Raw genomic sequence first — 23,986 nt, 5'->3', positions numbered from 1 at the left:
TCCCGCGCACGCGGGAATCCATGCGGCGCTCCGCCCACGAGCAGGACCGTATGGGTCCCCGCCTGCGCGGGGATGACTATTGGTTTTACGGAGTCGATTGCGAGAGGCGAGCAGAACTTAACGACCCTGCCCTTCAAGGGGGACAGTCTGAGCGCCCTTGAGCGAAGCGATGGGCGCTCCGACGGGGGGGTTCGGGCCGGAGATCATCAGCGTGCGGTCGCCCTGCTCCGTTCTCCCCTTGCGCCGCGCCCGGATCGGGGCGACTCTGTGCGTCCACCGCCGACGCCCCCATGCGGATCGCCCCCTGCCTCGTCCTCCTCGCCCTCGCCGTCGGCGCCTCGGCCCAGCCGCAGGAGATCGTCGACAAGTTCGAGCGGCGGTCCATCGAGTCGAACGGGGTCACGATGAGCTACGGCCTGTTCGTGCCGGAGGACTACGACCCGGACGTCGAGTACCCGCTCGTGGTCGCGTTCCACGGGCTGGGCGAGTCCGGGACCGACCTCAAGAACCTCCGCGCGCACCGGCTCGCGACGTCGTGGGCCGACCCGGACACGCAGGCCGAGCACCCGGCGTTCGTGCTCGCGCCCCAGACGCTCGTCGGCCGCCGCTGGACGACCGACCAGGACCCCGACGAGTCCGACTTCGTGGCGGTCCAGCTCGCCGTCCTCGACATCCTCGACCTCGTCGAGGACGAGTTCTCCATCGACGCCGACCGCGTCTACGCCGTCGGGCTGTCGCTCGGCGGGCACGCCACGTGGGACTTCGTGTCGCGCCTGCCGGACCGGTTCGCGGCGGCCGTCCCGATGAGCGGGCGCGGCTTCCCGTCCCAGGCCGACGACCTGGGCGACCTCCCCATCTGGGCGTTCACCGGCGAGACCGACACCGTGGTGCCGCCGTCGCAGACGCGGCGCGTGATCCAGGCGCTGGAGGACCTGGGCCGCGACGTGATCTACACGCACTGCCGGCGGTCGCCGGTCGAGGCACGCGCGTTCGACTGCCCGGGCTACATCGGGCAGGACTCGCTGGCGGCGGCCATCGACGCGCACGCGACCCTGATCTACACGAGCGAGCCGACGGTCGGGCACGGGCCGTGGGCCCCGTGGTTCGACCACCCGCTGCTGGCGCCGTGGCTGTTCTCCCAGGTCCGCCAGGACCCCGACGCCATCGCCGTCGTCTCTCCCGCGGCCGGCGCGCGGTGGGACGGGACGCGCACCGTGACCTGGACCACGACGCGGGCGACCGACGACGTGGTCGAGGTCTGGCTCAACCGGACCGATGACCCCGCCGACTGGCAGAAGCTCGGCGAGGCCCCGATCTCGGCCGGCGCGTTCGCCCTCGACACCGAGGCGCTGGCCGACGCCGCGCTCGCGCGCGTCCGCCTGTTCGTCCGCAACGCCGACGGGCGGATCGCGGGGCGCGCCACCAGTGCCCGGTTCGCCATCGACAACCCCGGCAACGCGGCGCCCGAGCTCCGGCTCCGCGATGAGGGCTTGCGCTTCGACCCACGGATCCTCGACACGATGTACGGTCTCGGTTTCGTAGTCGCCGACGCCGAGGACGACGCGCTCTCCGGGAGCATCTCCTACAGCATCGACGGCGGGGAGACGTACGTGACGGTGCTCACCATCGTCCCGGAGATCCTCGACCCATACGGCTCTCGACAGAGCCTCACGGTCGACCTGCGACCGCTCCCGAACTCTCGCACCGCCCGGTTCCGAATCGACATCACCGACGGGACGAACACGGTCTCGGCGGAGACGCCGGTGTTCCTCAAGCAGACGCCGCGCGAGGCGACCGGGGCCGTCGAGCAGGTCCAGGGCGAGGGCGAGGGCTCCGTCGAGCTCCGCGTCGTCGACGAGGACGCGCTGACGGGCCACCGCTACCGGATCACGGTCGACGCCACGGGCGAGGCCAAGACGTACGCCGTCACCGACCTCGACGACGGCGCCGTCGTCCTCTCTGGCGTCCCCCTGTCGGACGGTGTCCAGGAGAGCCCGGTGTTCGACGGGCTCACGCTCGTGGTCGAAGACCTCGCCGAGGGCCGCGCCGACCTCGACGCGACGGGCTGGGTCGAGGGCGACACCGACCTGGGCGTGACCGTCTCGGGCGGGAGCGTCCGCATCGCGATCTTGACCGTCGATCTCCTGGCGACCGAGACCGACTACGAGGTTACGGTCACCGACGACGTGGTCGGCCAGTCGATCCGGCTCCACAACATCCCGGTCACCGACCTCCGCTTTACCGTCACCGGCGACGACGGCCAGCCGCGCGACGTCGTGTTCGCGGACGCCAACGACGACGGGCTCCCCGGCGACGGCGACGTCCTGTACATCGTCGAGCCCGACGCCGACGGCGAGCCAGCGCTCGCGTGGAAGCTCGAGTTCTCGGCCACCGACGCGACCGTCTTGCCCGAGCCCGGCGACGTGTTCCGTCTGGTCCCCGTCCGCTCGCTCGGGGCCGGCGACGTGTTCGAGTTCGAGGGCCGGCTGGGCACGGCCGTGCTGGAGGCCCCGCGCGGCGGGCTCGCGCTCCAGACCTACCCCAACCCGTCCGCCGGGCCGATCACGCTGGCGTACCAGCTCGGCGCCGCGGCCGACGTCCGGATCGAGGTGTTCGACGCCCGCGGCCGTCTCATCACCACCCTCGCCGACGGGCCCGCGAGCGCCGGCGGCCACCGGACGACGTGGTCCGCCGACGCCGCGAGCGGCGTGTTCCTGGTCCGGCTCACCGCGCGGACGGCCGGCGGGGCCTCCGAGAGCGTCCGCCAGTCGGTCGTGCTGATCCGGCGGTAGCTCCGCTTTCTGCCCTCCCGCCCGACGTGCCCGTCCTCCGCGTCCTGCTGTTCGACGTGCTCCGCCGCGAGGTCGGGGCCAGCACGGTGACGGCCGAGGTCCCCGACGGGGCGACCGGTTCCGACCTGCTCGACCGGCTCGCCGAGGCGCACCCGTCGGTGGCCCGGCACCGCCCGGTCGTCCGGCTCGCCGTCAACCGCCAGTACGTGCCGGACGGGACGGCGCTCGCCGACGGCGACGAGGTGGCCCTCATCACGCCCGTCAGCGGGGGGTAGGGTTCCGTTCGCTTCGCAAGCCAGAGCCCACAAATCCCGACCCGATTGCAGGAGGTCACGAACCGGGCTAGACTGAACAGCACCAGCCAGTGGGGGTCATGAGTACCCAAGAGATCGAACAGGCCATCGCGGATCTGCCGGAGCAGGAGCGAGTGCAGTTGCGGGAGTGGCTGAACGAGCAGGTTCGGACGGCACGCAAGCCATCCGAGGGACAGGCGGACGAGCTGCGCGCGCTGGCCGCCGCCGCCGGCGCCCATTGGGAGGGCGGGGACGGTCTCGACTACCAGCTCCGGATGCGCGCCGAGTGGGACGACCGCCCAGCGCGGAACCGCTAGTGCTGCTCGATTCCGTCATCGTCATCGACTGGAAGGTCGCCCGCCGCGGCTCTTCGTCCGGCTCGCGCTCAACGAGGGCGGCGGCCTGTACTGACGCGGATCAGCGCGCGACGGCGACGGCGCGGACCTCGCGGATGACGGTCACCTTGATCTGGCCCGGGTACTCCATCTCGCGCTCGATCCGCCGCGAGATGTCGAGCGCGAGCGACTCCGCGACGGCGTCCGACACGAGGGCCGTGTCGACGACGACGCGGATCTCGCGGCCGGCCTGGATGGCGTAGGCCTGGACGACCCCCTCGAAGTCGGCCGCGATCCCTTCGAGGCCCTTGAGCCGCTGGACGTAGCGTTCGAGCGCCTCGCGCCGAGCGCCGGGCCGCGCCCCCGACGCCGCGTCGGCGGCCTGGACAAGTGGCGCGATGGGCGTCGCCATCGGGACCTCGTCGTGGTGGGCCCCGACGGCATTCGCCACGTCGGGGTGCTCCTTGTAGCGCCGCGCCAGCTCCATGCCGGCGATGGCGTGGGGCTGCTCGAGGTCGCCCTCGATCACCTTCCCGACGTCGTGGAGCAGGCCGGCGCGCCGCGCCTTGCGGGCGTCGAGACCGAGCTCGGCCGCCATCAGGCCCGCCAGCTTGGCCGTCTCGACCGAGTGCTGGAGCAAGTTCTGGCCGTAGCTCGCCCGGTACTTCATCCGCCCGACCAGGCGGACCAACTCGGGGTGGAGCCCGTGGATCTGGAGCTCGAGCGCCGTCTGCTCGCCGGCCTCGACGATCTCGGCGTCGATCTCTTGGCGGACGGCCTCGACGACCTCCTCGATCCGGGCCGGGTGGATCCGCCCGTCGTCGAGCAGGCGGACGAGCGCCAGCCGGGCCACCTCGCGGCGGACCGGGTCGAAGCCCGACACGAGCACGGCGTCCGGCGTGTCGTCGACGATGACCTCGACGCCCGTCGCGGCCTCGAACGCCCGGATGTTGCGGCCCTCGCGCCCGATCACGCGGCCCTTCATGTCCTCGCTCTTGAGCGGGACCGCCGAGACGGTGTGCTCGATGGTGGCCGTGGCCGCCAGCCGCTGGATGGCCTTGAGTACGACCTTGGTCGCCTCGCGCTGGGCCGTCCGCCGGGCCTCGTCGCGGGCGTCCTTGACGGCGCCGGCGGCCTCGAGCTTGGCCTCGCGCGTGAGCTCGGCGACGAGCCGGTCGCGGGCCTGGTCGCGCGAGAGGTCGGCGGCGCGTTCGAGCTTGCCGAGGTGCTCCTCGACCAAGCGGTCGAGCCGGGCGGTCCCCTCCTCCAGCCGGGCCTGGAGGGCGTCCACCTCGCGCTCGCGCTCGGCGAGCTCCTGCTGGCGTCGGCCGACGGTCGCGGCGAGTCCCTGGACCTGCTCCCGGAGCGCGTCGGCCTCGGTCCGGCGGCGCTCGGCCGCCGCGGTCAGCGCGTCGAGCGCGTCGGCGGCCCCGTCGAGGGCGGACTCCCGCGCCGCCAGCCGCTTCGTCTTCTTGTCGATGCGGAGCCGGGCCGCGTCGATCTTCTCGCGCGCCTTTTGGTGACGCTCTTTGACCTCGGCCACGCGCTGCTCCAGGCGGGCCCGGCGCCGGCGGACCTCGTCGCGAGCGGCGGCCAGCTCGGCCTGAGCCACGTCGGCGCGCTCCTGGAAGCGCGCGGCGTCGGCTTCGGCGCGTGCGGCGACGTCCTCGGCCTGGCGGGCCGCGTCTCGGAACCGGACGGCGGCGGCCTCGCCCCGCCCAACGCGCCCGCCGACGAACCCGACGGCCAGCGCCAGGGCGACACCGAGGGCGGCGAGGGCGAGCGAGAGCAGGTCCATCGGGGCGGGGGCGGGGCGGAACGGTGCGCGACGAGCGCCCCGGAGCCATCTCCGAGGCGCTCGCGCGCGGACCCGGCCGGCGCAGGGCGGAGTTCCGCCGGCGGCCCGGGTCGAACAAGGGCACCAGCCTGCAGCTCTTGACGAGAACCTTGCTCGTCTGACAATGTGGGAGCCCCTTGGACCCTCTCGCCTTCCGCGGCCCGGGGCGGTGCCCCAGGGTCCCGCAAGCGGGATGCGGCCTGATGGTCAGGTCCTAAACAGAGCCCCCGCGGTAAACGCTGTTCAGGTTCCCATGCGGTGGCTGCAAGCCGGTGAGCGCGGTCCGGGCGAGCCCGAGCCGCGCGTCCCCAATATCGCGCGGCCCGGCGCGGCGTTCCGAGAGAGACCGCGAATTCCCCGCTCCGGCCGTGCAGGAAGAAGAGCATCTCGGTCTGATGCCGAACCCACGTGGCGAGTAGGGCTGCTACGTTCTCAGGCGCGAGTCGTATCCCTACACAAAACGACAGTCATCCCCGCGAAGGTGGGGACCCATACGGCGCCGCTCGCCGGACACGAGAGCCGCATGGATTCCCGCGTGCGCGGGACCGCGAAGCGACGGCGCCAGCCAATGACGACTGTGATTTGATCGCTATCGACAGAACGTAGCAGCCCTGCACGTGGCGAGGCACGGGCCTCGACGTCACGGGACCGAGGGCCGGGGATAGGTCCACCAAGCGGTCTTCCGTCCCCGGTCCTCCGTCGGCCTCGGGATCAGCCGCCGTCCGGTCCCGCGTCGGTCGAGGCGCCGTCGCCGCTCCCCAACACGGACTCGATCCGGTCGACGAGCGCGGCGGACTCGATCTCGAGCCGGGCCCGCAGGCGGTCCGTCTCGGCGCGGGCGGCGTAGAGCTCCTCGGCCAGCTCGAGCGCGACCAGGACGGCGTGCGTCATGTCGGGCTGGGACGGGAGCTGCTGGCGGAGCCGCCGGAGCCGCTCGTCGACGCGGGCTGCGAGGTGGACCGTGTAGTCCTCGTCGCCGGGGGCCACCCGGAGCGGGTAGTCGCGGTCGAGGATCCGGACGCGGACCGAGACGGGGACGGCCGTGCTCATGGCGACGGGGGCGTGGAGGCGCTGCCGTCGCCCTGCTCGCCGGCCTGGAGCAGGTCGTCGACGAGCGCGATGAACCCCTGGACGCGGGCCCGAAGCACGGCCGGGTCCTCGCCCTCGCCGAACGAGAACGACGGGGCCGAGGCCTGGCCCTCCTGGAGCTCCAGCAGCCGCTTGGCGAGCGCCGCGTTCTCCGACCGGAGCCGCTCGATCTCCCGGACAGCGGCCTCCACACGGTCGCGGAGGTGACTCAGCGACCGCCACTCGGGCCGGGACTCCGGGCGGACCGGGTCGGCCTCGGACGGGGCGGTGGGCTCCATGGGGGGAGGCGGTGACACGTCAAGATAAACACGAACGGTTGCCGGCCTTCCCCCGGTCCGTGCCTAGAGCTGTGCGGCCGACGGATGCGCCCGGCGTCGGGGCGCTCCAGGTGCCGTGGGTCGCGTCTCCAGACCCCCCTTCCAGAGCCGCATCCAAAGGTGCGGTCGGCCGGTGGGAGAGCGGTCGCCTCGGCGCTACGACCGGAGCGTCGCCTGGTGCTGGGCCTCCAGCGCCTTCACGATCCGGCGGACGCGGCCGTCGACCTCTTGGTCGCGCAGCGTCTTGTCGGCCCCGAAGCGCAGGGCGATGGCCAGGCTCTTCGAGCCCTCCGGCACGCCCTCGCCGCGGTACACGTCGAACACGCGGGCGTCCTGGAGCAGCGGCCGGCCGGCTTGGCGGATCGTGCGGAGCAGCGGCGCCGCGGGCTGGGCCTCGGGGACGACGAGCGCCAGGTCGCGGTCGACGGTCGGGAACCGCGAGATCGGCCGGTAGGCCGGCGGCTGGTCCCGCGTCGCGAGCCGGGCGAGGGCGTCCCAGTCGAGCTCGGCCACGAACAGCTCGGACGTGAGGTCGGCCGCGTCGGCCACAGCGTCGGCGACGCGGCCCAGGCGGCCCAGGCGGACGTCGCCGACGGACAGGTCGAGCGCGTAGGCCGTCAGCGCGTCGGGCGCCGGGTGCGGCGTCTCCTCGACCTCGTCGATCCCGAGGTCGGCCAGGAGGTCCATCACGACGCCCTTGAGGTCGTAGACGTCGACGGGCCGGGCGGGCGCGTTCCAAGTCGACGGCGTCTCGCCGCTCATCCCGACGGCGAGAGACGTGTGCTCGTGGTAGCCCTCGACCGTGTCGCTGGCGTCGGCCGAGCGGCGCATGACGTGGCCGGCCTCGAACAGACGGAGCGGCCCGGCGCCGCGCGCCTGGTTGTAGCTGGCGACGGCGAGCAGGCCGGGCAGGAGCGACGGCCGGAGCGCGGCCATCTCTTGGGAGATCGGGTTGAGCGTCTCGACCGGCGGCCCGTCCATCCCCGTCCACGCGGCGTCGGCGAAGGTCTCGGCGGTGGCCGTCGGTAGGAGCGAGTTGGTGGCGAGCTCGCGGAAGCCAAGGGCCGCGAGCCGCCGGCGCGTCCGGTCGAGCAGGCGGGCGTCGGGCGTGTCGCCGGCCGGCACGAGCGGGACCGGCGTCGCGGCCGGCGCCGGGAGCCGGTCGTAGCCCCAGAGCCGGGCGACCTCCTCGATCACGTCGATCTCGCGCTCGACGTCGGGCCGGAACGGGGGGACGGTGACCTCCAGGCCGCCCCCGGCTGCCTCGGCGAGCGCGGCGTCGACGCCCTCCTCGCGCATCACGGCGTCGGCGAAGGCGTCGAGCCCGCCGGAGCGGGCCTCGGCCACCCCGAACCCGATGGCCGTGAGCAGCCGGCGGACGTCGGCCTCGGGCACGTCCATCCCCAGCACGTGGGCGATCCGGGACGGGCGGACGGTGACGGTGCGGGGCCGGTACGGGACCGGGTTCTCGTCGATGCGACCGTCGACGATCTCGCCGCCGCCGGTCTCGGCGACGAGCGCCGCCGCGCGGGCGACCGCGAGCGGCTGAGCGGTCGGGTCGGCGCCGCGCTCGAAGCGGTAGCTCGCGTCGGTCTGCATCCCCAACACCTTGGCCGCGCGGCGGATGGCGGCCGGGTTCCAGTACGCCCCCTCGAGGAAGACCGTCGTCGTCGCGTCGGTGACCTCGGTGCTCGCGCCGCCCATCACGCCCGCGATGCCGACGGCTTGGGACGGCGTCGCCACGACGACGGTGCCGGCCGGCAACGTGCGCTCGACGCCGTCCAGCGTCGTGACGGTCTCGCCCTCGGCCGCCGCGCGGACGACGACCTCGGGCCCGAGCCGGTCGAGGTCGTAGGCGTGGAGCGGCTGGCCGAGCTCCATCATCACCCAGTTGGTCACGTCGACCACGTTCGAGATCGGCCGCAGGCCGACGGCGCGGAGCCGCTCCTGCATCCACTCCGGCGACGGCCCGACGGTCACGTCGCGGACCACCATCCCGACGAAGCGGGGGCAGTCCTCAGGCACCTCGATGGTCACCGACACCATCTCCTCTACGTCGCCGCCGACCGGGGGCACGTCCACCTCGGGCCGGCGCAGCTCGGCCCCGGTGAGCGCGGCCACGTCCCGAGCCACGCCGAGGTGGCTGGTGGCGTCGGGCCGGTTCGGGGTGATGGCGATGTCGAGGACGGCGTCGCCGGGGAGCGCGTCGCGCTCGGCGAGGTAGCGCTCGAACGGCTGGCCGACCTCGGCGTCGGCGTTCAAAACCAAGATGCCGTCGTGGGCGTCGCCGAGCCCGAGCTCGTCCTCGGCGCAGATCATCCCGTTCGAGACCTCGCCCCGGATCTTCCCCTTCTTGATCGTCACCGGCGCCCGTGAGCCGTCCTTCGCTGGCAGCATCAGTTCCGTGCCGACGGTCGCCACCGGCACCTTCTGACCGGCGGCCACGTTCGGCGCGCCGCACACGATCTGGACCGGCTCGCCGTCGCCGAGGTCGACGTCACACACGCGGAGCCGGTCGGCGTTGGGGTGCGGCCGGACGTCCACGACCGCGCCCACGACGACGCCGTCGAGCGACGGCCCGCTCGTCGCGACCTCCTCGACTTCGAGGCCGGACATGGTCAGCAGCTCCGCGAGCGCGTCGGCGTCGAGGCCATGCGCGACGAGGTCGGAGAGCCAGTTGTTCGACAGGTACATGGGTACGGGGTACTGGGTACGGGAGGCCGGGGCGCACGTACCGTGTACCCCGTACCGTGTACCCTAGAATTGACGCAGGAAGCGGACGTCGTTCTCGTACAGCAGCCGGATGTCGTCGATGCCGTGGCGGAGCATGGCGAGCCGCTCGACGCCCATCCCGAAGGCGTAGCCCGTGTAGCGCTCCGGGTCCACGCCGACGTTGGCGAGCACGTTGGGGTCGACCATGCCGGAGCCCAGGATCTCCATCCACCGGCCGCCGCCGGGCAGGGCGTCGTCGGCCCACCAGACGTCGACCTCGGCCGAGGGCTCGGTGAAGGGGAAGAAGCTGGGCCGGAACCGCATCCGCGCTTGGCGCGCCGGCCCGTCGCTGGCGCCGAAGAAGGCCCGGGCGAACGCCGTCAGCATCGCCTTGAGGTCGGCGAAGCTCACCCCCTCGTCCACGACCAGCCCCTCGACTTGGTGGAACAGGCAGTAGCTCTTGTACGAGATGGCCTCGTTGCGGAACACGCGGCCCGGCGCGATCACGCGGACCGGCGGGGCCTGGCGCTCCATGACCCGCACCTGGACCGGCGACGTGTGCGTGCGGAGGAGGACGCCGCGGCCGTCGGGCGGCGGGGGCTCCAGGAAGAACGTGTCCTGCATGTCCCGCGCCGGGTGGTCGGGCGGGAAGTTGAGCGCGCTGAAGTTGTGCCAGTCGTCTTCGATCTCGGGGCCCCGGGCGACGGCGAACCCGAACGACTGGAAGATGGCCTGGATGTCGGCCAGCGTCTGGGTCAGGACGTGCAGGCTCCCGCGCTCGACCGGGGCCGGGACGCGGCCCGGCAACGTCAGGTCGAGGTCCGTCGCGCCGGCCTCGGTGTCCATCGCCAAGCCCGCGAGCGCGGCGTCGAGGCGGTCCTGGGCGGCCTGCTTGAGCGCGTTGAGCCGCTGGCCCGCCGCCCGGCGGTCCTCCGGGGCGACGGTCCCGATCTGGGTGAACAGGTCCGTGATCGCGCCCGCCTTGCGCCCGAGGAACCGGACCCGGAAGGCTTCGGCCTGGTCAGCGTCGGTGAGCGGCAGCGTGTCGATCTCGGCCTGGACGGCGGCGATCTGGTCGTCGAGGGACGTGTCGGACATATCCGGATGCGTGATGGCGTGACTCCCAACGAGCGCGGGACGTGCCGGCGGGCACCCTCACGCAGCACGAATCACGTATCAGAAAAAACTCCCGCCGGGCCGGGGCCGAGCGGGAGTCGCGGGGTCGAGCGGGCGAGGCGGCTAGGCCGCGGCCTGCTCGACCACGGCCGTAAACGCGGCCTTGTCGTGGACCGCGAGGTCGGCGAGGACCTTCCGGTTCAGCGGGATCTCGGCCTTGTTGAGGCCGGCGATCAGACGCGAGTAGGTGGTCCCGTTCTGACGGGCGGCGGCGTTGATCCGGGCGATCCAGAGGCGCCGGAACTGCCGCTTGCGTGCGCGGCGGTCCCGGTAGGCGTACTGAAGGCCCTTCTCAACGCTCATCTTGGCAACGGTGTGAACGTTGCCACGGCGTCCCCAGTAGCCTTTCGCCAGCTTCAGGAGCTTGCGGCGACGGCGACGGGAGGCCACGAGATTTCGTGCTCGGGGCATCTTGGTTCCGTGGTGAGGGTGAGGGAGGGGGCGTGGGGCCGATCAGGGCCGGCCCGTCGCTACTTGACGATGAGCACCTTCATGCGCTTCTCGTCGGCCTTGTCGACCAGGGTCGCCTCGCGGAGGTTGCGCTTCCGCTTGGGCGACTTCTTGGTCAGGATGTGACTGGCGAACGCCTTCTTGCGCTTGACGCGACCCGTTCCGGTCAGCGAGAAGCGCTTCTTGGCGCCGCTGTTGGACTTCATCTTCGGCATCGGTCTCTGGGCGTTCGAGGGGGGCCAGACAAGACCGCCCGCCGCAAGCACGCGGCGGGCGGGAGGCGTGGAAGCTAGAGGCGGCCAGCGGCCGGGCCAACCGGCGTCCGGGGTCTTCGCAGAGTGTTCGGGCGCGTGCGCCGGCCCTACTTGTTCTTGTCCGGCGTCAGCATCGTCGTCATGCGGCGGCCCTCCATCGTGGGCGCCTGGTCCACCTTGGCGATGTCGGCCAAGTCCTCCGTAAACCGCTCCAGCATGTCCAAGCCCTGGTCCTTGTAGATGATGTCGCGGCCTCGGAACTGGACCCACGCCTTGACCTTGTTCCCCTTCTCGAGGAACTCGCGGGCGTGCTTCAACTTGAAGTCGTAGTCGTGGTCGTCGGTGCGCGGGCGGAAGCGGACCTCCTTGAGCTCGCCCTGGTGGGCCTGCTTTTTCCGCTGCTCCTTCGCCTTCTTCTGCTGCTCGTACCGGTACTTCCCGAAGTCCATGATCTTGGTCACGGGCGGGTCGGACGTAGCCGAGATCTCGACCAGGTCGAGGCCCATGCTGCGGGCCAGGTCGATGGCCTTCTCGGTCGGCATCACGCCCTTCTGCCCCTCGCCGTCGATGACGACGCGGACCTGGGCGGCGCGGATGTTCTCGTTGATGTTGGCGTCGGGCTCGCGGCGCTTGGGCTCGGGCCGGCGGGATCTGCGTCGGGCTATGGTGGACCTCTTCGGGTTGTGGAGGAGACGGCGCCGAGGCGGCGCGGGGGAGTGTGAGATACGCCGTCCGGTCTGATGGGTTCGGGCGCATCCCTCGAAAAATGGGCCGAGAACGCGGTTCGTGGAGTCCCCGATAGGGGCTGCGTCCGCCCCGCTGCGCGCGTTCGGCCTGGTGGCCGGTCTAGCTTGCGGCCGTCACCACCGCTGCCGTCATGGACTTTACCGCCGTCGACCTCCGGGTCGGGACCGTCGTCGAGGCCGTCGCCGAGCGCGACGCGCTCCACCTCGTGATCGACGTGGGCGGCGTCCGGCGCCGGGCGGTCTCCCACATCACCGAGAACTACGGGCCGGCCGACCTGCTCGGGACCCAGGTCGTCGTGGTCGCCAGCGGGCCCGAGGCCGTCGTGCTGGCCGCCGTCAGCCCCAGCGACGGCGCCGCCGTGCTCCGCCCGGACCGGCCGGTCGCCGATGGGACGCAGGTCGTCTAGCAGTCGAGCCCGCGGACGAACCGGAGCGTCTCGGGCCCGACGACGCGGTCGGGGTGGCTCAGGTTGAACACGCCGGCCTCGTGGTTGAGCGCCGGCATCGTCGCCGTCTCGTGCGGGACGCCGGCCGCCGCCAGCGCCCGGGCCAGCGCCTCCGCCTGCGTCCGGAACAGGGCCGACTCGCCGGGCGAGTAGACGATGAGGACAGGCGGGTCGTCCGGGGTGGCGTAGCTCACGGGCGACGCCTCGACCTGCCAGTCGAACGGCTCGGCCGGCGGCTCGGCGATCCGCTCGCGCTCGGGCGAGAAGCGGACCGAGTAGTAGTCGAACTCGGTCCCCGTCGCCCACGTGGCCGGGTCGATCAGGTCGAGCGCGGCGCCGCTCACACTGACCAACCCGCACGCGGGCGCGGCTCCGGCGGCCTCCCGCACGTCGGGGTCGAAGACAACGTGGGCTGCGAGCTGGGCGCCCGCCGAGTGGCCCATCAGCACGACCGACGCCGGGTCGCCGCCGAGCGTGGCCACGGTGTCCTGCACGAACGCCAACGCCGCCGCGACATCGGCCACCTGAGCCTGCCAGTCGACCGCCGGAAGCAGGCGGTAGCTGATGACGGCCGTCCCGATCCCGTGCCCCGCGAAGAACCGCCCGACGTTGCCGTACAGGTCCTCGCCGCCGAACGTGAAGTCCCGGTCGCCCTCGGTCCACCCGCCGCCGTGGACGAACAGGACGACCGGCCACCGCTCGCTCCGGACGGAGTCGGGGAGGGGGAGGAACAGGTTGAGGCGGTGCTTCGGGTCACCGCTCGGCAGGTACGCGAGGTCGGCGCGGACGTTGGCGTCGGGGAGCTCGGCCTCGTTGTACCCCAGCGCGTCGACGGCGACGGACTTGGCGAGACCACAGCCGCTGAGGGCGAGCGCGGCGGCGAGGAGCAGGAGTCGGGTCATCCACGAGCAACGACGGCCCGGCGGCCGGGTGCCCGCCTCGGCGCGGAGGTGGCGCGGAGTCCTACGCCCGACGCCGGGCGTTCTACTTTCAGGTCCCCGCCCTGCCTCCCCATGCTCTCCGCCCCGCCTGCCGATCCGATCCGCGTCGACGAGATGACGAGCGAGCCGGCCTCGTTCGAGACGTTCCTCGCCCTGCCCGAGGGGACGCCCGCCCAGTACCTCGACGGCCAGATCTACACGTCTCCTGCCCCGCGCCCGCGCCACCAGGACGTCGTCCAAAACCTGTACCGCGCGCTCCGCGAGTACGCCAGCGAGCACAGCGGGTACGCCGGCGTGGCGCCGTTCGACGTGTACCTCGCGCCCGAGCGGGCCGTCCAGCCCGACGTGCTCTACCTCTCGTCCGACCGCCGCGACCGGATCAGCGAGCGAGGCATCGAGGGCGCGCCGACGCTCGTCGCCGAAGTGCTGTCGCCCTCGACGGCGTACCTCGACGTGTCGGTCAAGCGGACGGCCTACGAGGAGGCCGAGGTCGAGGAGTTGTGGGTGATCGACCCCGGCGAGCAGACGGTGATGGTGCTCACGCGCGAGCACCCCGGCCGGACAGGCTTGGCGCGGACGGCCTACGTCTACGAGGCCGGCCCGGTCGCGTCGACGGCGCTGGCCGGCTTCGAGGTCGAGGCCGCCGACCTGTTCGCCCGGCCGTAGCGGGCGACGGGGCTACGCCCGGCCGAGCCCCCGCGCGATCTCGTCGGCGAGGGACCGGCGGAGGGCGTCGACCGTCTGCGCGCCCTGGTCGGAGTCGTCGCCCAACCCGTGGCGGCGGACGGACACCGTCCCCGCCTCGGCCTCCTTTTGGCCGACGATCAGCATCACCGGCACCTTCTCGACCTCGGCGTCGCGGATCTTCCGCCCGACCTTCTCCGACCGCGTGTCCACCACCGCGCGCAGGCCGTCCTGGCGGAGCGCGTCGGCCGTCGCCTCGGCCACCTCGTTCTGGGCGTCCGTGATGGGCAGGATCTGGACCTGGACCGGCGCCAGCCACAGCGGCAAGTTGCCGCCCGTGTGCTCCAGCATCACCCCGATAAACCGCTCGAGCGACCCGAACGGCGCCCGGTGGATCATGACCGGGCGGACGCGGTCGTCGGTCTCGTCGATGTATTCGAGGTCGAACCGCTCGGGCAGGTTGTAGTCGAGCTGGACCGTCCCGAGCTGCCAGCTCCGGCCGAGCGCGTCCTTGACCATGAAGTCGAGCTTGGGGCCGTAGAACGCGGCCTCGCCCTCCTCCTCGACCGTCTCCAACCCCATCTCGGCGGCGGCTTGGCGGATGGCCTCCTCGGCCGCGTCCCAGTCGGCCGCGTCGCCGATGTACTTCTCGGTGTTGGCCGGGTCGCGGAGCGAGACCTGGGCCGTGAACTCCCGGAAGTCGAGGGCCTTCAGCACCGTCATCGTCAGGTCGATGGCCGCCTTGAACTCGTCCTTGACCTGGTCCGGCCGGCAGAACACGTGGGCGTCGTCCTGGGTAAAGCCGCGGACGCGCGTCAGCCCGCCGAGCTCGCCCGACTGCTCGTAGCGGTAGACCGTCCCGAACTCGGCCAGCCGGACCGGGAGGTCGCGGTAGCTCCTCGGCTTGTGGGCGTAGATCTGGGTGTGGTGCGGGCAGTTCATCGGCTTGAGCAGGTAGCCCTGCTCGTCGTCCGTGGTCGGGCCGCTGCCGGGGTCGTGGCTCCGCGCCTCGGGGTGCTCGCCCTCCGGGATCGCCGGCCCCTTCTGCCCCTCGATCATCGGGGGGAACTGGCTGTCCGAGTAGTACGGGTAGTGACCGGAAGTCCGGAACAGGTCGAGCCGGCCGATGTGCGGCGTGACGACGGGCTCGTAGCCGCGCGCGACCTGCTCCTCCTTGAGGAAGTCAACGAGGGTCTCACGCAAGCGGGCGCCCTTGGGGAGCCAGATCGGCAAGCCCGGCCCGACCTTGTCGGAGAACATGAACAGCTCGAGCTCCCGGCCCAGCTTACGGTGGTCCCGCTGCTTCGCCAGCTCCAGCCGCTCCAGGTACTCCGTCAGCATCGACGCCTTGGGGAAGCTGACGCCGTAGATCCGCGTGAGCTGCGGGCGGCTCTCATCGCCGCGCCAGTAGGCGCCGGCCAGCGACATCACCTTGACGGCCTTGATCGGCTTGGTGGACGTGATGTGCGGCCCGCGGCACAGGTCGACGAAGCCGCCCTGCTGGTAAAACGTGATCTCGCCGTCGTCCAGGCCCTCCAGCAGCTCCAGCTTGTACGGGTCGCCCTTCGCCTCGAAGTGGCCGACGGCCTCCGCCTTCGAGACCTCGCGGCGCTCGAACCGGCTGTCGGCCCGCGCCAGCTCCGTCATCTTCTTCTCGATGGCCGGGAAGTCGTCGGACGACAGGACCGGGTGGTCGGTCTCGGACAGGTCGACGTCGTAGTAGAACCCGGTCTCGATGGCCGGCCCGATGCCCAGCTTGACGCCGGGGTACAACGCCTCCAGCGCCTCCGCCAGCAGGTGCGCCGACGAGTGCCAGAACGCCTGCTTGCCGCCTTCCGCGTCCCACGTCAGGATCGAGACCGTCGCGCCGTCGGGGAGGGGCCGGTCGAGGTCGCGGACCTCGCCATCCACCTCGACGGCGAGCGCGGCGCGGGCCAGGCCGGCGGAGATGGACTCGGCGAGGTCGCGGCCGGTCGCGCCGTCGTCGAGGGTGCGGGCGGAGCCGTCGGGGAGCGTGATCTGCATGGGGATGCGGGGTCCGAGCGGAAAGCTACCCGTGCCCTTCGCCAGGGCTCCGCGAGGCGGGCGAAGAGGGCGCGAGAACCGACGGTGTCAGGAAGCTCTTACTTCCAAAACGCGAAGCGAGAAAGGCCCTTCCTCCGCCAAACCGAAAGCGATCAAAGGGCCGAGGCTACAGAATGGCAACAGGTTTGCCGACATCATGTTATAGTAAGAGAGACCAGGCACATCACCACGGCGCTGGAGAGCGCATTCCCCCATGGCCACCCCCAAGATGAACCACGACTGGCACCGCCTCCGAGACCGCATCAAGTCCATGTGGTCCGACGTCGAGTTCGACGACCAGCGGATGAAGAAGACCCGCGGCAGCTTGCGCCAGATGGTCACCTTGATCCAGGAGCGGACCGACGAGCCGCGCGCCCAGATCCGCCAGAAGATCGTCGCCGTGATGTGACCGACCGGCCTCCGCCCGACCACGCGCCCCGCACCGAGCTCCGGTGTGGGGCGCGGTCGTTTCGAGGCCGGGCGTACCCCGCGCCTCGGGACCGAGGCGGACGAGAGCGCGAGCAACGCGGGGGGACTCTCGACGCACACCCCTCCCACACCCCTACACTCTCCTCCATCGGGCGGCTCCAGGCTCCCGAGCTGGCCGACGCCAGCGGGTCGGGCCGCGCCGGCTCGGCGCCGGTCTGGTGGGCGACCTCGGCGGGCGCGTTCGGGGCCGAGGGGCGTCGCTGTTCGTCGGGCGTCTCCACGCGCGCCGGCCAACGCCGGGTCGGCCGTCCCGTTCGGCTACGGTCGTGCGCGCTCGGTGAATGCCGGCACGCCGGGCACACGGGTCGCGGGGCCGCCGTTCCTTGCGCCCCGCCCGACTCCGCCCCGATGCCCGCCACCGCCGCCCTCGACGTCGCCGCTCTCCGCGCCGACTTCCCCATCTTGCAGCGGACCGTCCACGACGGCCGGCCGCTCGTCTACCTCGACAACGCGGCGACGACGCAGAAGCCGCGCGTCGTGCTGGACCGGCTGGCGGCGTACTACGGCAACGAGAACGCCAACGTCCACCGGGGCGTCCACGTGTTGAGCGCCGAGGGGACGGAGGCGTACGAGCACGCGCGGCGCTCCGTCCAGCGGTTCCTCGGCGCCGAGCACGCCCGCGAGGTCGTGTTCACGCGCGGCACGACGGAGGCCATCAACCTGGTCGCCCACGGGCTCGCGTCGTTTTTGGAGGAGGGCGACGAGATCGTGGTGTCGGCGCTGGAGCACCACGCCAACATCGTCCCGTGGCAGATGGCCGCCGAGCGGACCGGCGCGCGGCTCCGCGTCATCCCCGTCCTCGACACCGGCGACCTCGACCTGTCGACGCTGGACGAGGTGATCACGGACCGAACGAAGGTCGTCGCCGTCACGCACACGTCGAACGCGCTCGGGACGGTCGTCGACCTCGCGCCCATCGTCGCGGCGGCCCGGGCCGTCGGCGCGGCCGTACTGATCGACGGGGCACAGGCGGCGCCGCACACGACGGTCGACGTGCAGGCCCTCGGCGCCGACTTCTTCGTGTTCTCGGGCCACAAGACGTTCGGCCCGACCGGCATCGGCGCGCTGTGGGGCCGCGAGGCGTGGCTCGAACGGCTGCCCCCGTACCAGGGCGGCGGCGACATGATCGACCGGGTCACGTTCGAAAAAACGACGTTCGCCGGGCTGCCGGCCAAGTTCGAGGCCGGCACGCCGCACGTGGCCGGCGGCATCGGGCTCGGCACGGCGCTCGACTACCTGATGGAGGTCGGGATGGACGCCGTCGAGGCGAGCGAGCACGAGCTGATCGGCTACGCCGAGGACCGGCTCGGCGCGGTCGACGGGCTCCGCTTCGTCGGGACGCCCCGCAAGCGCGCCGGCGCGATCTCGTTCGTGCTCGACGGCATCCACCCGTACGACGCCGGCACCGTGCTCGACCGGCTCGGGATCGCCGTCCGCACCGGCCAGCACTGCGCCCAGCCCGTGATGGACCGGTTCGGCGTCGACGGCACCATCCGCGCCTCGTTCGCCCTCTACAACACGCCGGCCGACGTCGACGCCCTCGTCGAGGGGCTGGCGACCGTCCGCACGATGTTCGGCTAAGCCGGTACGGGGTACCGGGTACGCGGTACGGGTGCTCGCCCGGGACGTACCCCGTACTCCGTACCTCGTACCGATATGACCGAATCCGACCGCCGCCAGCGCGAGATCGCCGACGAGTTCGCGTTCCTCGACGACTGGATGCTCCGCTTCCAGCAGCTCATCGAGCACGGCCAAGCGATGGAGCCACTGCCCGAGGCCGACCGGACCGACGACCGGCTCGTGAGAGGGTGCCAGTCGCGGGTGTGGCTCGACGCCCACGCTGAGGCCGGCACGTTCCGCGTCCGCGCCGAGTCCGAGAGCCAGCTCGTCCGGGGGCTGGCGTCGCTGCTGGTCCGCGTGTACGACGGGTTGCCGGCGGCGGAGGCCGCTGCGGTCGACCTGTGGGTGCCCGCCGAGATCGGGCTCGCCGAGCACCTGTCGCCGAACCGCGCGAACGGGCTCGACGCCATGCGCCGGGCCATCGAGGCCGCCGCCTGGGCCGAGGGGTAGCGATGGCGTTCGGCCCGTGTCGCGTACCCTGGCGGAGACCGCTCCCCCTCCGCTATGCATCCCGAGTACCGCTACCACGCCATCGTCGCCTCGATCTACGACGGCGACACGTTCCGGGCCGACGTCGACCTCGGCTTCTCGGCGTGGCTCAAGAACGTCAACTTCCGGATGTTCGGGATCGACACGCCCGAACTGCGTGGGGACGCCGCCGAGAAGGCCGCCGGGCGCGCTGCTCGGGCCCGCCTCGAAGAGCTGATGCCCATCGGGTCGCCCGTCCTCATCGAGTCCACGAAGGCCGGCAAGTACGGCCGCTACCTCGCCGACGTGTTCGTCGAGGCGGCCGAGGGCGTGACGGTCCACGTGAACCAGGTGCTCGTCGCCGAGGGCCACGCGGTCGCGTACGACGGCGGGGCCCGCTAGAACAGGCTCCGCTGGCGGCTCTCCAGGTCGAGCAGTGCCCGCTTCCGGTCGAGGCCACCCGCGTAGCCCGTCAGCGACCCGTCCGCCCCGACGACGCGGTGGCACGGGACGACGACGGCCACGGGGTTCTGCCCATTCGCCGCGCCGACGGCCTGAGCCGCCTTCGGGTCGCCGACGCGCGCGGCCAGCGTTCCGTAGCTGATTGTCTCGCCGTGAGGGATCGCGCGCAGCGCCGCCCACACGCTCGCCTGGAACGGCGTGCCCCCGAGGCGGACCGGCACGTCGAACGCGACCGGCTCGCCCGCGAAGTAGGCCGCGAGTTGGGCTCCTGCGGCGTCGAGCACCGCGTCGGTCTCCTCGTGGCCGGCGGGCGGAGAGCCGTCGAAGGTGGCCGCCGTCAACGCTTGGCCGTCGGAGACGAGCACGAGCGGGCCGAGCGGCGTGTCGAGGGTAACGTGGGGCACGGCGCGAAGCTACTGTCCGAGGGGTGAAGAACGGTTTGGTGAACGCCTTGACGCCGCTCGTGAGGTCCCCTCTCCCCCCGTAGGGCTGCTACGTTCTCTGGCGACTTCAGAAACAATGAGGAGTCATTCCCGCGCACGCGGGAATCCATGCGCGGCCGTGTCCCGGCGAGCGCCGTCCTATGGATCCCCGCGTGCGCGGGGATGACTGTTGTTCGGGTTAGCACGTTGACCGGATGCACAGAGCGTAGCAGCCCTACCCTCCCCCCGACCGGATGCCACGCTGCGCGTTCCTCACGACGGACACGCTCGACGACTTCGTGACCTACGACCGCCAGGCCGTCGCCCCGCTGGCGGCGCTCGGGTGGACCGTCGACGAGGTGCCGTGGCGGGCCGAGGCGGACTGGGACGCCTTTGACGTGGTCGTCGTCCGGTCGCCGTGGGACTACCAGGACGACCCGGACGCCTTCCTCGACGTGCTCGCCGCCATCGACGCCTCGACGGCCCGGCTCGAGAACCCGCTGGCGGTGATGCGGTGGAACTTGCGGAAGACGTATCTCCGCGACCTCGACGCCGCCGGCGTCCCCATCGTCCCCACGCGCTGGGCCGACGGGCTGGCCGGCGCCGACCTCGACGGGGCCTTCGGCGCGTGGGGCACGCCCGAGGTCGTCGCCAAGCCCGTCGTGAGCGCGAACGCCGACGGCACGTTCCGCCTGGGGCCGGACCCGGCGACGTGGGCTGAGGCGCTGGTTGCCCTCGCCGACCGGCCGTGCTTGGTCCAGCCGTTCGTGCCCGACGTGGTGGCCCGGGGCGAGTGGTCGGTGTTCGCGTTCGGCGGCGCCGTTAGCCACGCCATCCTGAAGACGCCGGCGCCGGGCGACTTCCGGGTGCAGGAGGAGCACGGCGGCGTGATCCGGGGCGTCTCCCCCGAGCCCGACCTGCTGGCGCTCGCCGACGCCGCCCTGGCCGCCGTGCCGTGGCCGGAGCCGCTGCTCTACGCCCGCGTCGACGCCGTCCGGATGCCGTCCGGGTCGCTGGCGGTGATGGAGCTCGAGCTGATCGAGCCGTCGCTGTACTTCCCGTACGCGCCCGGCTCGGCCGCCCGGTTCGCGGCGGCCCTCGACGCGCTGAGGTAGAGGCGAGGGGGCGTCGCGCGTACCTTCATCGGGCGCTCATGTTCGGGGAGGTCGGGGTGTCCAGTTTTGACCGGCCCACCGCCGTTGGCGGGCCCCGGTCCCCGCCCGATGACCGCTCACGACGCCCCCACCACGCCCGCCGCCTTCGAGGCCTGGCTCGACCAGCCCGGCTTTCCCTTCGCTCACCCGCCGCCGGTGCCACTCGACGCCCTGTTCGTGGCGCCGCCCCTCGTCGTCTCCTCGGCGACAGCGGCGGGGACGCGCGTCGAGACCCCGGCGACCGACGCCGTCACCCTCGCGCTCGACCGGCCGCGGCTGCTCGTCGCCGGGTCCCGGCGGAGCGGGCGGACGATGCTCGCCAAGCGGGTCGTGGCCGCCGCCCGAGCGCGCGGCGAGGTCGCCGTCTACGCCCGGGGCGGGTTCCTCCACGGCGACGACGCCCCCGCCGCCGTCGCTGGGCGGCTCGCCGCGCTCGTGGCCGAGCAGCACGAGGGTCCCGACCAGCCCCCGGCCCTCCTGGTCTTGGACGACCTCGAGCTGGCCCGGCTCCCCGGCCGTCGCGGGGTCCACGCCCTCGGCCGCCAGGCGGTCCTGGCCGCCGTCGAGGGCCAGGTCGAGCGCGTCGTCGCGTTCGCCGACGACGCCGCCCTGGCCGACCACGTCAACGGGCCACAGGGGCCGGCCCTCCAGTACGACCGGGCCACCATCGGCGCGCTCGACCCCGAGCGGCGGGCCGCCTTCGCTTCCCGGTTCGTTGAGGCCGTCGCCCCGGTCGAGGGCTGGCGCGCGTTCGTTCGCCCGACGCGGGAGGTTCTGGCCGAGCTGTTCGACGAGGGCGCGGTGCCGGCCTTCCCGTACTACGTCCTGTGCGCCTTGGGCGAGCTCTACGCCGGCGAGAGCGTCCCGCTGGTGGGCAGCGGCTACGGCCCGTACTACGCCCGGACGATCCACGAGGCCGTCATCCGCGCGGCCCACCACCACCTGCTCTCCTGATGCCCGAGCCCCTCGTTCTCCCTGCTGCCCCGCTGCCTGCCCCGGCCCCCGACGTCCCGGCCGACGCGGACGGCGGCCCGCCCCCCGGCCCCAAGCTGTTCGGGACGTTCGCCGGCGTGTTCACCCCGACGCTGCTGACGATCCTGGGCGTCATCATGTACCTCCGGCTGGGGTGGGTGGTGGGCAACGCCGGCCTCTTCGGGGGGCTCTTGATCATCGCGCTGGCGAACGGGATCACGCTCTGCACCGGGCTCTCGCTCTCGTCCATCGCCACGAACACGCGGCTGGGCGCGGGCGGGCCGTACGCGATCATCTCGAAGTCGCTGGGCTACGAGGTCGGCGGGAGCGTCGGGGTGCCGCTGTACCTGTCGCAGGCGCTGGCCGTCGCGATGTACGTGTTCGGGTTCCGCGAGGGGTGGGCGTGGATCTTCCCCGAGCACCCGGCCATCCTGGTCGACCTCGTCACGTTCGGGGTCGTGTTCGGGATCGCCTACGTCTCGGCGAGCCTGGCGTTCAAGATCCAGTACGTGGTGATGGCCGTGATCGTGGGCTCGCTCGTGTCCATCTTCGCCGCGCCCGACTTCCTGCACGGAACGGCCGTCGCCGACGTCCAGCTCTGGGGCCGCTACCCGGGCTCGCCCGAGGACGGGTTCTCGGAGACCAGCTTCTGGCTCGTGTTCGCCGTGTTCTTCCCGGCGGCGACCGGCGTCATGGCCGGGGCCAACATGTCGGGCGAGCTCAAGGACCCCCGCCGGAGCATCCCCGTGGGCACGCTCTCGGCCATCGCCGTCTCGCTCGTGGTCTACGTGGCCCTCGCCGTCTGGGTGGCCCGGGCGGCGGGCCCCGGCGAGCTGGTCTCGAACTACACCGTCATGATCGACAAGGCCCTGTGGGGGCCGATCGTGGTGGCCGGGCTCCTGGGCGCCACGTTCTCGTCGGCGCTGACGTCGCTGGTGGGGGCGCCCCGGATCATGCAGGCGTTGGGGAAGGACCGGCTCGTGCCCGGCGGCGGGTGGCTCGCGCGGACGACCCGGGGCGAGCCGCGCCGAGCCATGCTCGTGACCGGCGTGATCGTGCTGGCGGCGCTCCTGATCCGCGACCTCAACGTGATCGCGCCGATGATCACGATGTTTTTCCTCATCACCTACGCCGTGATCAACGTGGTGATGCTGGCCGAGGCGAGCCTGGGGCTCATGAGCTTCCGGCCGACGTTCCGGTTGCCGCGCGTGGTCCCGCTCTTGGGCGCGCTCGGGTGCGTGTTCGCCATGTTCATCGTGAGCCCGACGGTCGGGCTGCTGTCGGTCGGGGTCGTTGTGGGGATCTACGTCTGGATCACGTGGCGCGGCGTGACGCCACGGACGGGGACCGTCCGGAGCGGCATCTTCGCGGCGTTCGCCGAGTGGGCCGCCGGCAAGGTCATCGCCCTCGACATGACGGCGAGCCGGGCGTGGAAGCCGTCGCTGCTGGTCCCGGTCCTGGACCCGGCCACGGTCCGGGGCGAGCTCCGGCTCTTGATCGACGTGTGCCGGCCCGAGGGCTCGGTCAAGCTCTTGGGCATCGCGACGACCGAGACCGTCTCCGACCTCACGCCCCGGATCGACACGCTGGCGCGGACGCTGCGCAAGAACGGCGTGCTCACCACGAGCTCGGTGATCGACTCGGCCGGGTTCGCGACCGGCGTCGTGACGGGCGTGCAGGCGCTGAAGAGCGCGTTCTTCGCCCCAAACGTCCTGTTCCTCTCGCTCCCCCGCCGCGTCGAGCGGTACCCGGAGTTGGGCGCCATCGTCGGGGAGGCCCATCGGCTCGAGGTCGGCGTGATGTTGCTGGCGCTCCACCAAGAGGCCGGGCTGGGGATGGGGAAGGTGGTCAACCTGTGGGTCCGCCCGCGCCCGCTGGCGCTGTCGATCGAGGGGTACCTGGGGCGGTCGGACCTCAACCTGGGCATCCTGACGGCGCTCCGGCTGTCCCACGCCTGGAACGCCGAGCTCAACCTCATCACGGTCGTCGGCGCGGCGCAGGACGAGGCCGCCGCGTGGGGCCACCTCGCCGAGCTCCGCGACCTCGCCCGGATCCCCCAGTCCGCCCGGTCCCACGTGATGGTCGGCCCGTTCGAGGCGTGCGTCACCCGAGCGCCCCAGTCGGACATCGACGTGATGGGCCTGCGCCGGGGCGACGACCGCCGGGCGCCGGACCTCGCGTTCATGGCCGAGATGGTCCGCGTGACGCGGAGCGCGTGCCTGTTCTGCGGGGCCTCCGGGCGCGAGAACGCGCTCGCGTAGCG

At 72.4% G+C, this 23,986-nt stretch carries 23 protein-coding genes; 12 read left to right on the top strand and 11 right to left on the bottom strand.

Going from position 1 to position 23,986, the window contains the following annotated elements; all coding sequences use genetic code 11:
- Nucleotides 1-290 precede the first annotated feature (290 nt).
- The 3 genes from ACOOHE_RS18905 to ACOOHE_RS18895 all read left to right on the top strand — a co-directional run bounded on the left by ACOOHE_RS18905 (nt 291) and on the right by ACOOHE_RS18895 (nt 3,402).
- A complete protein-coding gene (locus ACOOHE_RS18905; RefSeq protein WP_420455651.1) occupies nt 291-2,792 on the top strand; it encodes an alpha/beta hydrolase-fold protein in 2,502 nt (833 codons plus the stop codon).
- 26 nt (nt 2,793-2,818) lie between these two features.
- Nucleotides 2,819-3,067, top strand: a complete 249-nt coding sequence (locus ACOOHE_RS18900) for a MoaD/ThiS family protein (RefSeq protein WP_420455650.1) — start codon at nt 2,819-2,821, stop codon at nt 3,065-3,067.
- Between the two features lie 98 nt (nt 3,068-3,165).
- The gene (locus ACOOHE_RS18895) at nt 3,166-3,402 is read left to right on the top strand and encodes a hypothetical protein (protein WP_420455649.1); all 237 of its coding nucleotides are present in this window, start codon (nt 3,166-3,168) and stop codon (nt 3,400-3,402) included.
- Between the two features lie 100 nt (nt 3,403-3,502).
- On the opposite strand, the gene rny is transcribed toward ACOOHE_RS18895, so the two are convergent.
- From rny to infC, 8 genes are all read right to left on the bottom strand, one after another.
- Complete coding sequence (gene rny / locus ACOOHE_RS18890; protein ID WP_420455648.1) at nt 3,503-5,218, bottom strand: ribonuclease Y; 1,716 nt, start codon at nt 5,216-5,218, stop codon at nt 3,503-3,505.
- Between the two features lie 750 nt (nt 5,219-5,968).
- The gene (locus ACOOHE_RS18885) at nt 5,969-6,307 is read right to left on the bottom strand and encodes a cell division protein ZapA (protein ID WP_420455647.1); all 339 of its coding nucleotides are present in this window, start codon (nt 6,305-6,307) and stop codon (nt 5,969-5,971) included.
- The gene (locus tag ACOOHE_RS18880; protein ID WP_420455646.1) at nt 6,304-6,624 is read right to left on the bottom strand and encodes a cell division protein ZapB; all 321 of its coding nucleotides are present in this window, start codon (nt 6,622-6,624) and stop codon (nt 6,304-6,306) included. The genes ACOOHE_RS18885 and ACOOHE_RS18880 overlap by 4 nt, the downstream gene beginning before the upstream one ends.
- A gap of 195 nt (nt 6,625-6,819) precedes the next feature.
- Nucleotides 6,820-9,357 carry a phenylalanine--tRNA ligase subunit beta gene (gene pheT / locus ACOOHE_RS18875; RefSeq protein WP_420455645.1) on the bottom strand — a complete coding sequence of 846 codons (2,538 nt, stop codon included), beginning with the start codon at nt 9,355-9,357 and terminating at the stop codon, nt 6,820-6,822.
- Nucleotides 9,358-9,420: 63 nt separating this feature from the next.
- Nucleotides 9,421-10,473, bottom strand: coding sequence for a phenylalanine--tRNA ligase subunit alpha (gene pheS / locus ACOOHE_RS18870; RefSeq protein ID WP_420455644.1), 1,053 nt, complete (start codon nt 10,471-10,473; stop codon nt 9,421-9,423).
- 141 nt (nt 10,474-10,614) lie between these two features.
- The gene (gene rplT / locus ACOOHE_RS18865) at nt 10,615-10,962 is read right to left on the bottom strand and encodes a 50S ribosomal protein L20 (protein WP_420455643.1); all 348 of its coding nucleotides are present in this window, start codon (nt 10,960-10,962) and stop codon (nt 10,615-10,617) included.
- A 59-nt stretch (nt 10,963-11,021) separates the two neighbouring features.
- Nucleotides 11,022-11,216, bottom strand: a complete 195-nt coding sequence (gene rpmI / locus ACOOHE_RS18860; RefSeq protein ID WP_420455642.1) for a 50S ribosomal protein L35 — start codon at nt 11,214-11,216, stop codon at nt 11,022-11,024.
- Nucleotides 11,217-11,362: 146 nt separating this feature from the next.
- Entirely contained in the window at nt 11,363-11,863 is a 501-nt protein-coding gene (gene infC, locus ACOOHE_RS18855; protein ID WP_420457639.1) for a translation initiation factor IF-3, read from the bottom strand.
- 269 nt (nt 11,864-12,132) lie between these two features.
- Here infC and ACOOHE_RS18850 point away from each other — a divergent pair, with 269 nt between their 5' ends.
- Nucleotides 12,133-12,408 carry a hypothetical protein gene (locus ACOOHE_RS18850; RefSeq protein ID WP_420455641.1) on the top strand — a complete coding sequence of 92 codons (276 nt, stop codon included), beginning with the start codon at nt 12,133-12,135 and terminating at the stop codon, nt 12,406-12,408.
- On the opposite strand, the gene ACOOHE_RS18845 is transcribed toward ACOOHE_RS18850, so the two are convergent.
- Complete coding sequence (locus ACOOHE_RS18845) at nt 12,405-13,349, bottom strand: alpha/beta hydrolase (protein WP_420455640.1); 945 nt, start codon at nt 13,347-13,349, stop codon at nt 12,405-12,407. The two genes, ACOOHE_RS18850 and ACOOHE_RS18845, sit on opposite strands and share 4 nt — an antisense overlap.
- 111 nt (nt 13,350-13,460) lie before the next feature.
- Between ACOOHE_RS18845 and ACOOHE_RS18840 the strand changes: the two genes are divergently transcribed.
- Nucleotides 13,461-14,054, top strand: a complete 594-nt coding sequence (locus ACOOHE_RS18840; RefSeq protein WP_420455639.1) for a Uma2 family endonuclease — start codon at nt 13,461-13,463, stop codon at nt 14,052-14,054.
- Between the two features lie 12 nt (nt 14,055-14,066).
- Here ACOOHE_RS18840 and thrS read toward each other — a convergent pair whose 3' ends face one another.
- Nucleotides 14,067-16,097: a threonine--tRNA ligase gene (gene thrS, locus ACOOHE_RS18835; RefSeq protein WP_420455638.1), complete on the bottom strand. Its 2,031-nt coding sequence runs from the start codon at nt 16,095-16,097 to the stop codon at nt 14,067-14,069.
- A 253-nt stretch (nt 16,098-16,350) separates the two neighbouring features.
- Here thrS and ACOOHE_RS18830 point away from each other — a divergent pair, with 253 nt between their 5' ends.
- From ACOOHE_RS18830 to ACOOHE_RS18815, 4 genes are all read left to right on the top strand, one after another.
- A complete protein-coding gene (locus ACOOHE_RS18830) occupies nt 16,351-16,545 on the top strand; it encodes a hypothetical protein (RefSeq protein WP_420455637.1) in 195 nt (64 codons plus the stop codon).
- A 428-nt stretch (nt 16,546-16,973) separates the two neighbouring features.
- Nucleotides 16,974-18,206, top strand: a complete 1,233-nt coding sequence (locus ACOOHE_RS18825; protein WP_420455636.1) for a cysteine desulfurase — start codon at nt 16,974-16,976, stop codon at nt 18,204-18,206.
- Between the two features lie 75 nt (nt 18,207-18,281).
- Nucleotides 18,282-18,695 carry a SufE family protein gene (locus ACOOHE_RS18820; protein ID WP_420455635.1) on the top strand — a complete coding sequence of 138 codons (414 nt, stop codon included), beginning with the start codon at nt 18,282-18,284 and terminating at the stop codon, nt 18,693-18,695.
- A 54-nt stretch (nt 18,696-18,749) separates the two neighbouring features.
- Complete coding sequence (locus ACOOHE_RS18815) at nt 18,750-19,115, top strand: thermonuclease family protein (protein ID WP_420455634.1); 366 nt, start codon at nt 18,750-18,752, stop codon at nt 19,113-19,115.
- On the opposite strand, the gene ACOOHE_RS18810 is transcribed toward ACOOHE_RS18815, so the two are convergent.
- Nucleotides 19,112-19,579, bottom strand: a complete 468-nt coding sequence (locus ACOOHE_RS18810) for a methylated-DNA--[protein]-cysteine S-methyltransferase (protein WP_420455633.1) — start codon at nt 19,577-19,579, stop codon at nt 19,112-19,114. The two genes, ACOOHE_RS18815 and ACOOHE_RS18810, sit on opposite strands and share 4 nt — an antisense overlap.
- Before the next feature lie 272 nt (nt 19,580-19,851).
- Between ACOOHE_RS18810 and ACOOHE_RS18805 the strand changes: the two genes are divergently transcribed.
- The 3 genes from ACOOHE_RS18805 to ACOOHE_RS18795 all read left to right on the top strand — a co-directional run bounded on the left by ACOOHE_RS18805 (nt 19,852) and on the right by ACOOHE_RS18795 (nt 23,984).
- Nucleotides 19,852-20,712: an ATP-grasp domain-containing protein gene (locus ACOOHE_RS18805; RefSeq protein WP_420455632.1), complete on the top strand. Its 861-nt coding sequence runs from the start codon at nt 19,852-19,854 to the stop codon at nt 20,710-20,712.
- Nucleotides 20,713-20,820: 108 nt separating this feature from the next.
- The gene (locus ACOOHE_RS18800; protein ID WP_420455631.1) at nt 20,821-21,705 is read left to right on the top strand and encodes a hypothetical protein; all 885 of its coding nucleotides are present in this window, start codon (nt 20,821-20,823) and stop codon (nt 21,703-21,705) included.
- A complete protein-coding gene (locus tag ACOOHE_RS18795; protein ID WP_420455630.1) occupies nt 21,705-23,984 on the top strand; it encodes an amino acid permease in 2,280 nt (759 codons plus the stop codon). The genes ACOOHE_RS18800 and ACOOHE_RS18795 overlap by 1 nt, the downstream gene beginning before the upstream one ends.
- The last annotated feature ends 2 nt before the right edge of the window (nt 23,985-23,986 follow it).

Source organism: Rubrivirga sp., assembly GCF_965213695.1.
GTDB lineage: Bacteria > Bacteroidota > Rhodothermia > Rhodothermales > Rubricoccaceae > Rubrivirga.
Note: the sequence above shows the minus strand (reverse complement) of the source record. Positions and strands in the feature narration are given on the sequence as shown.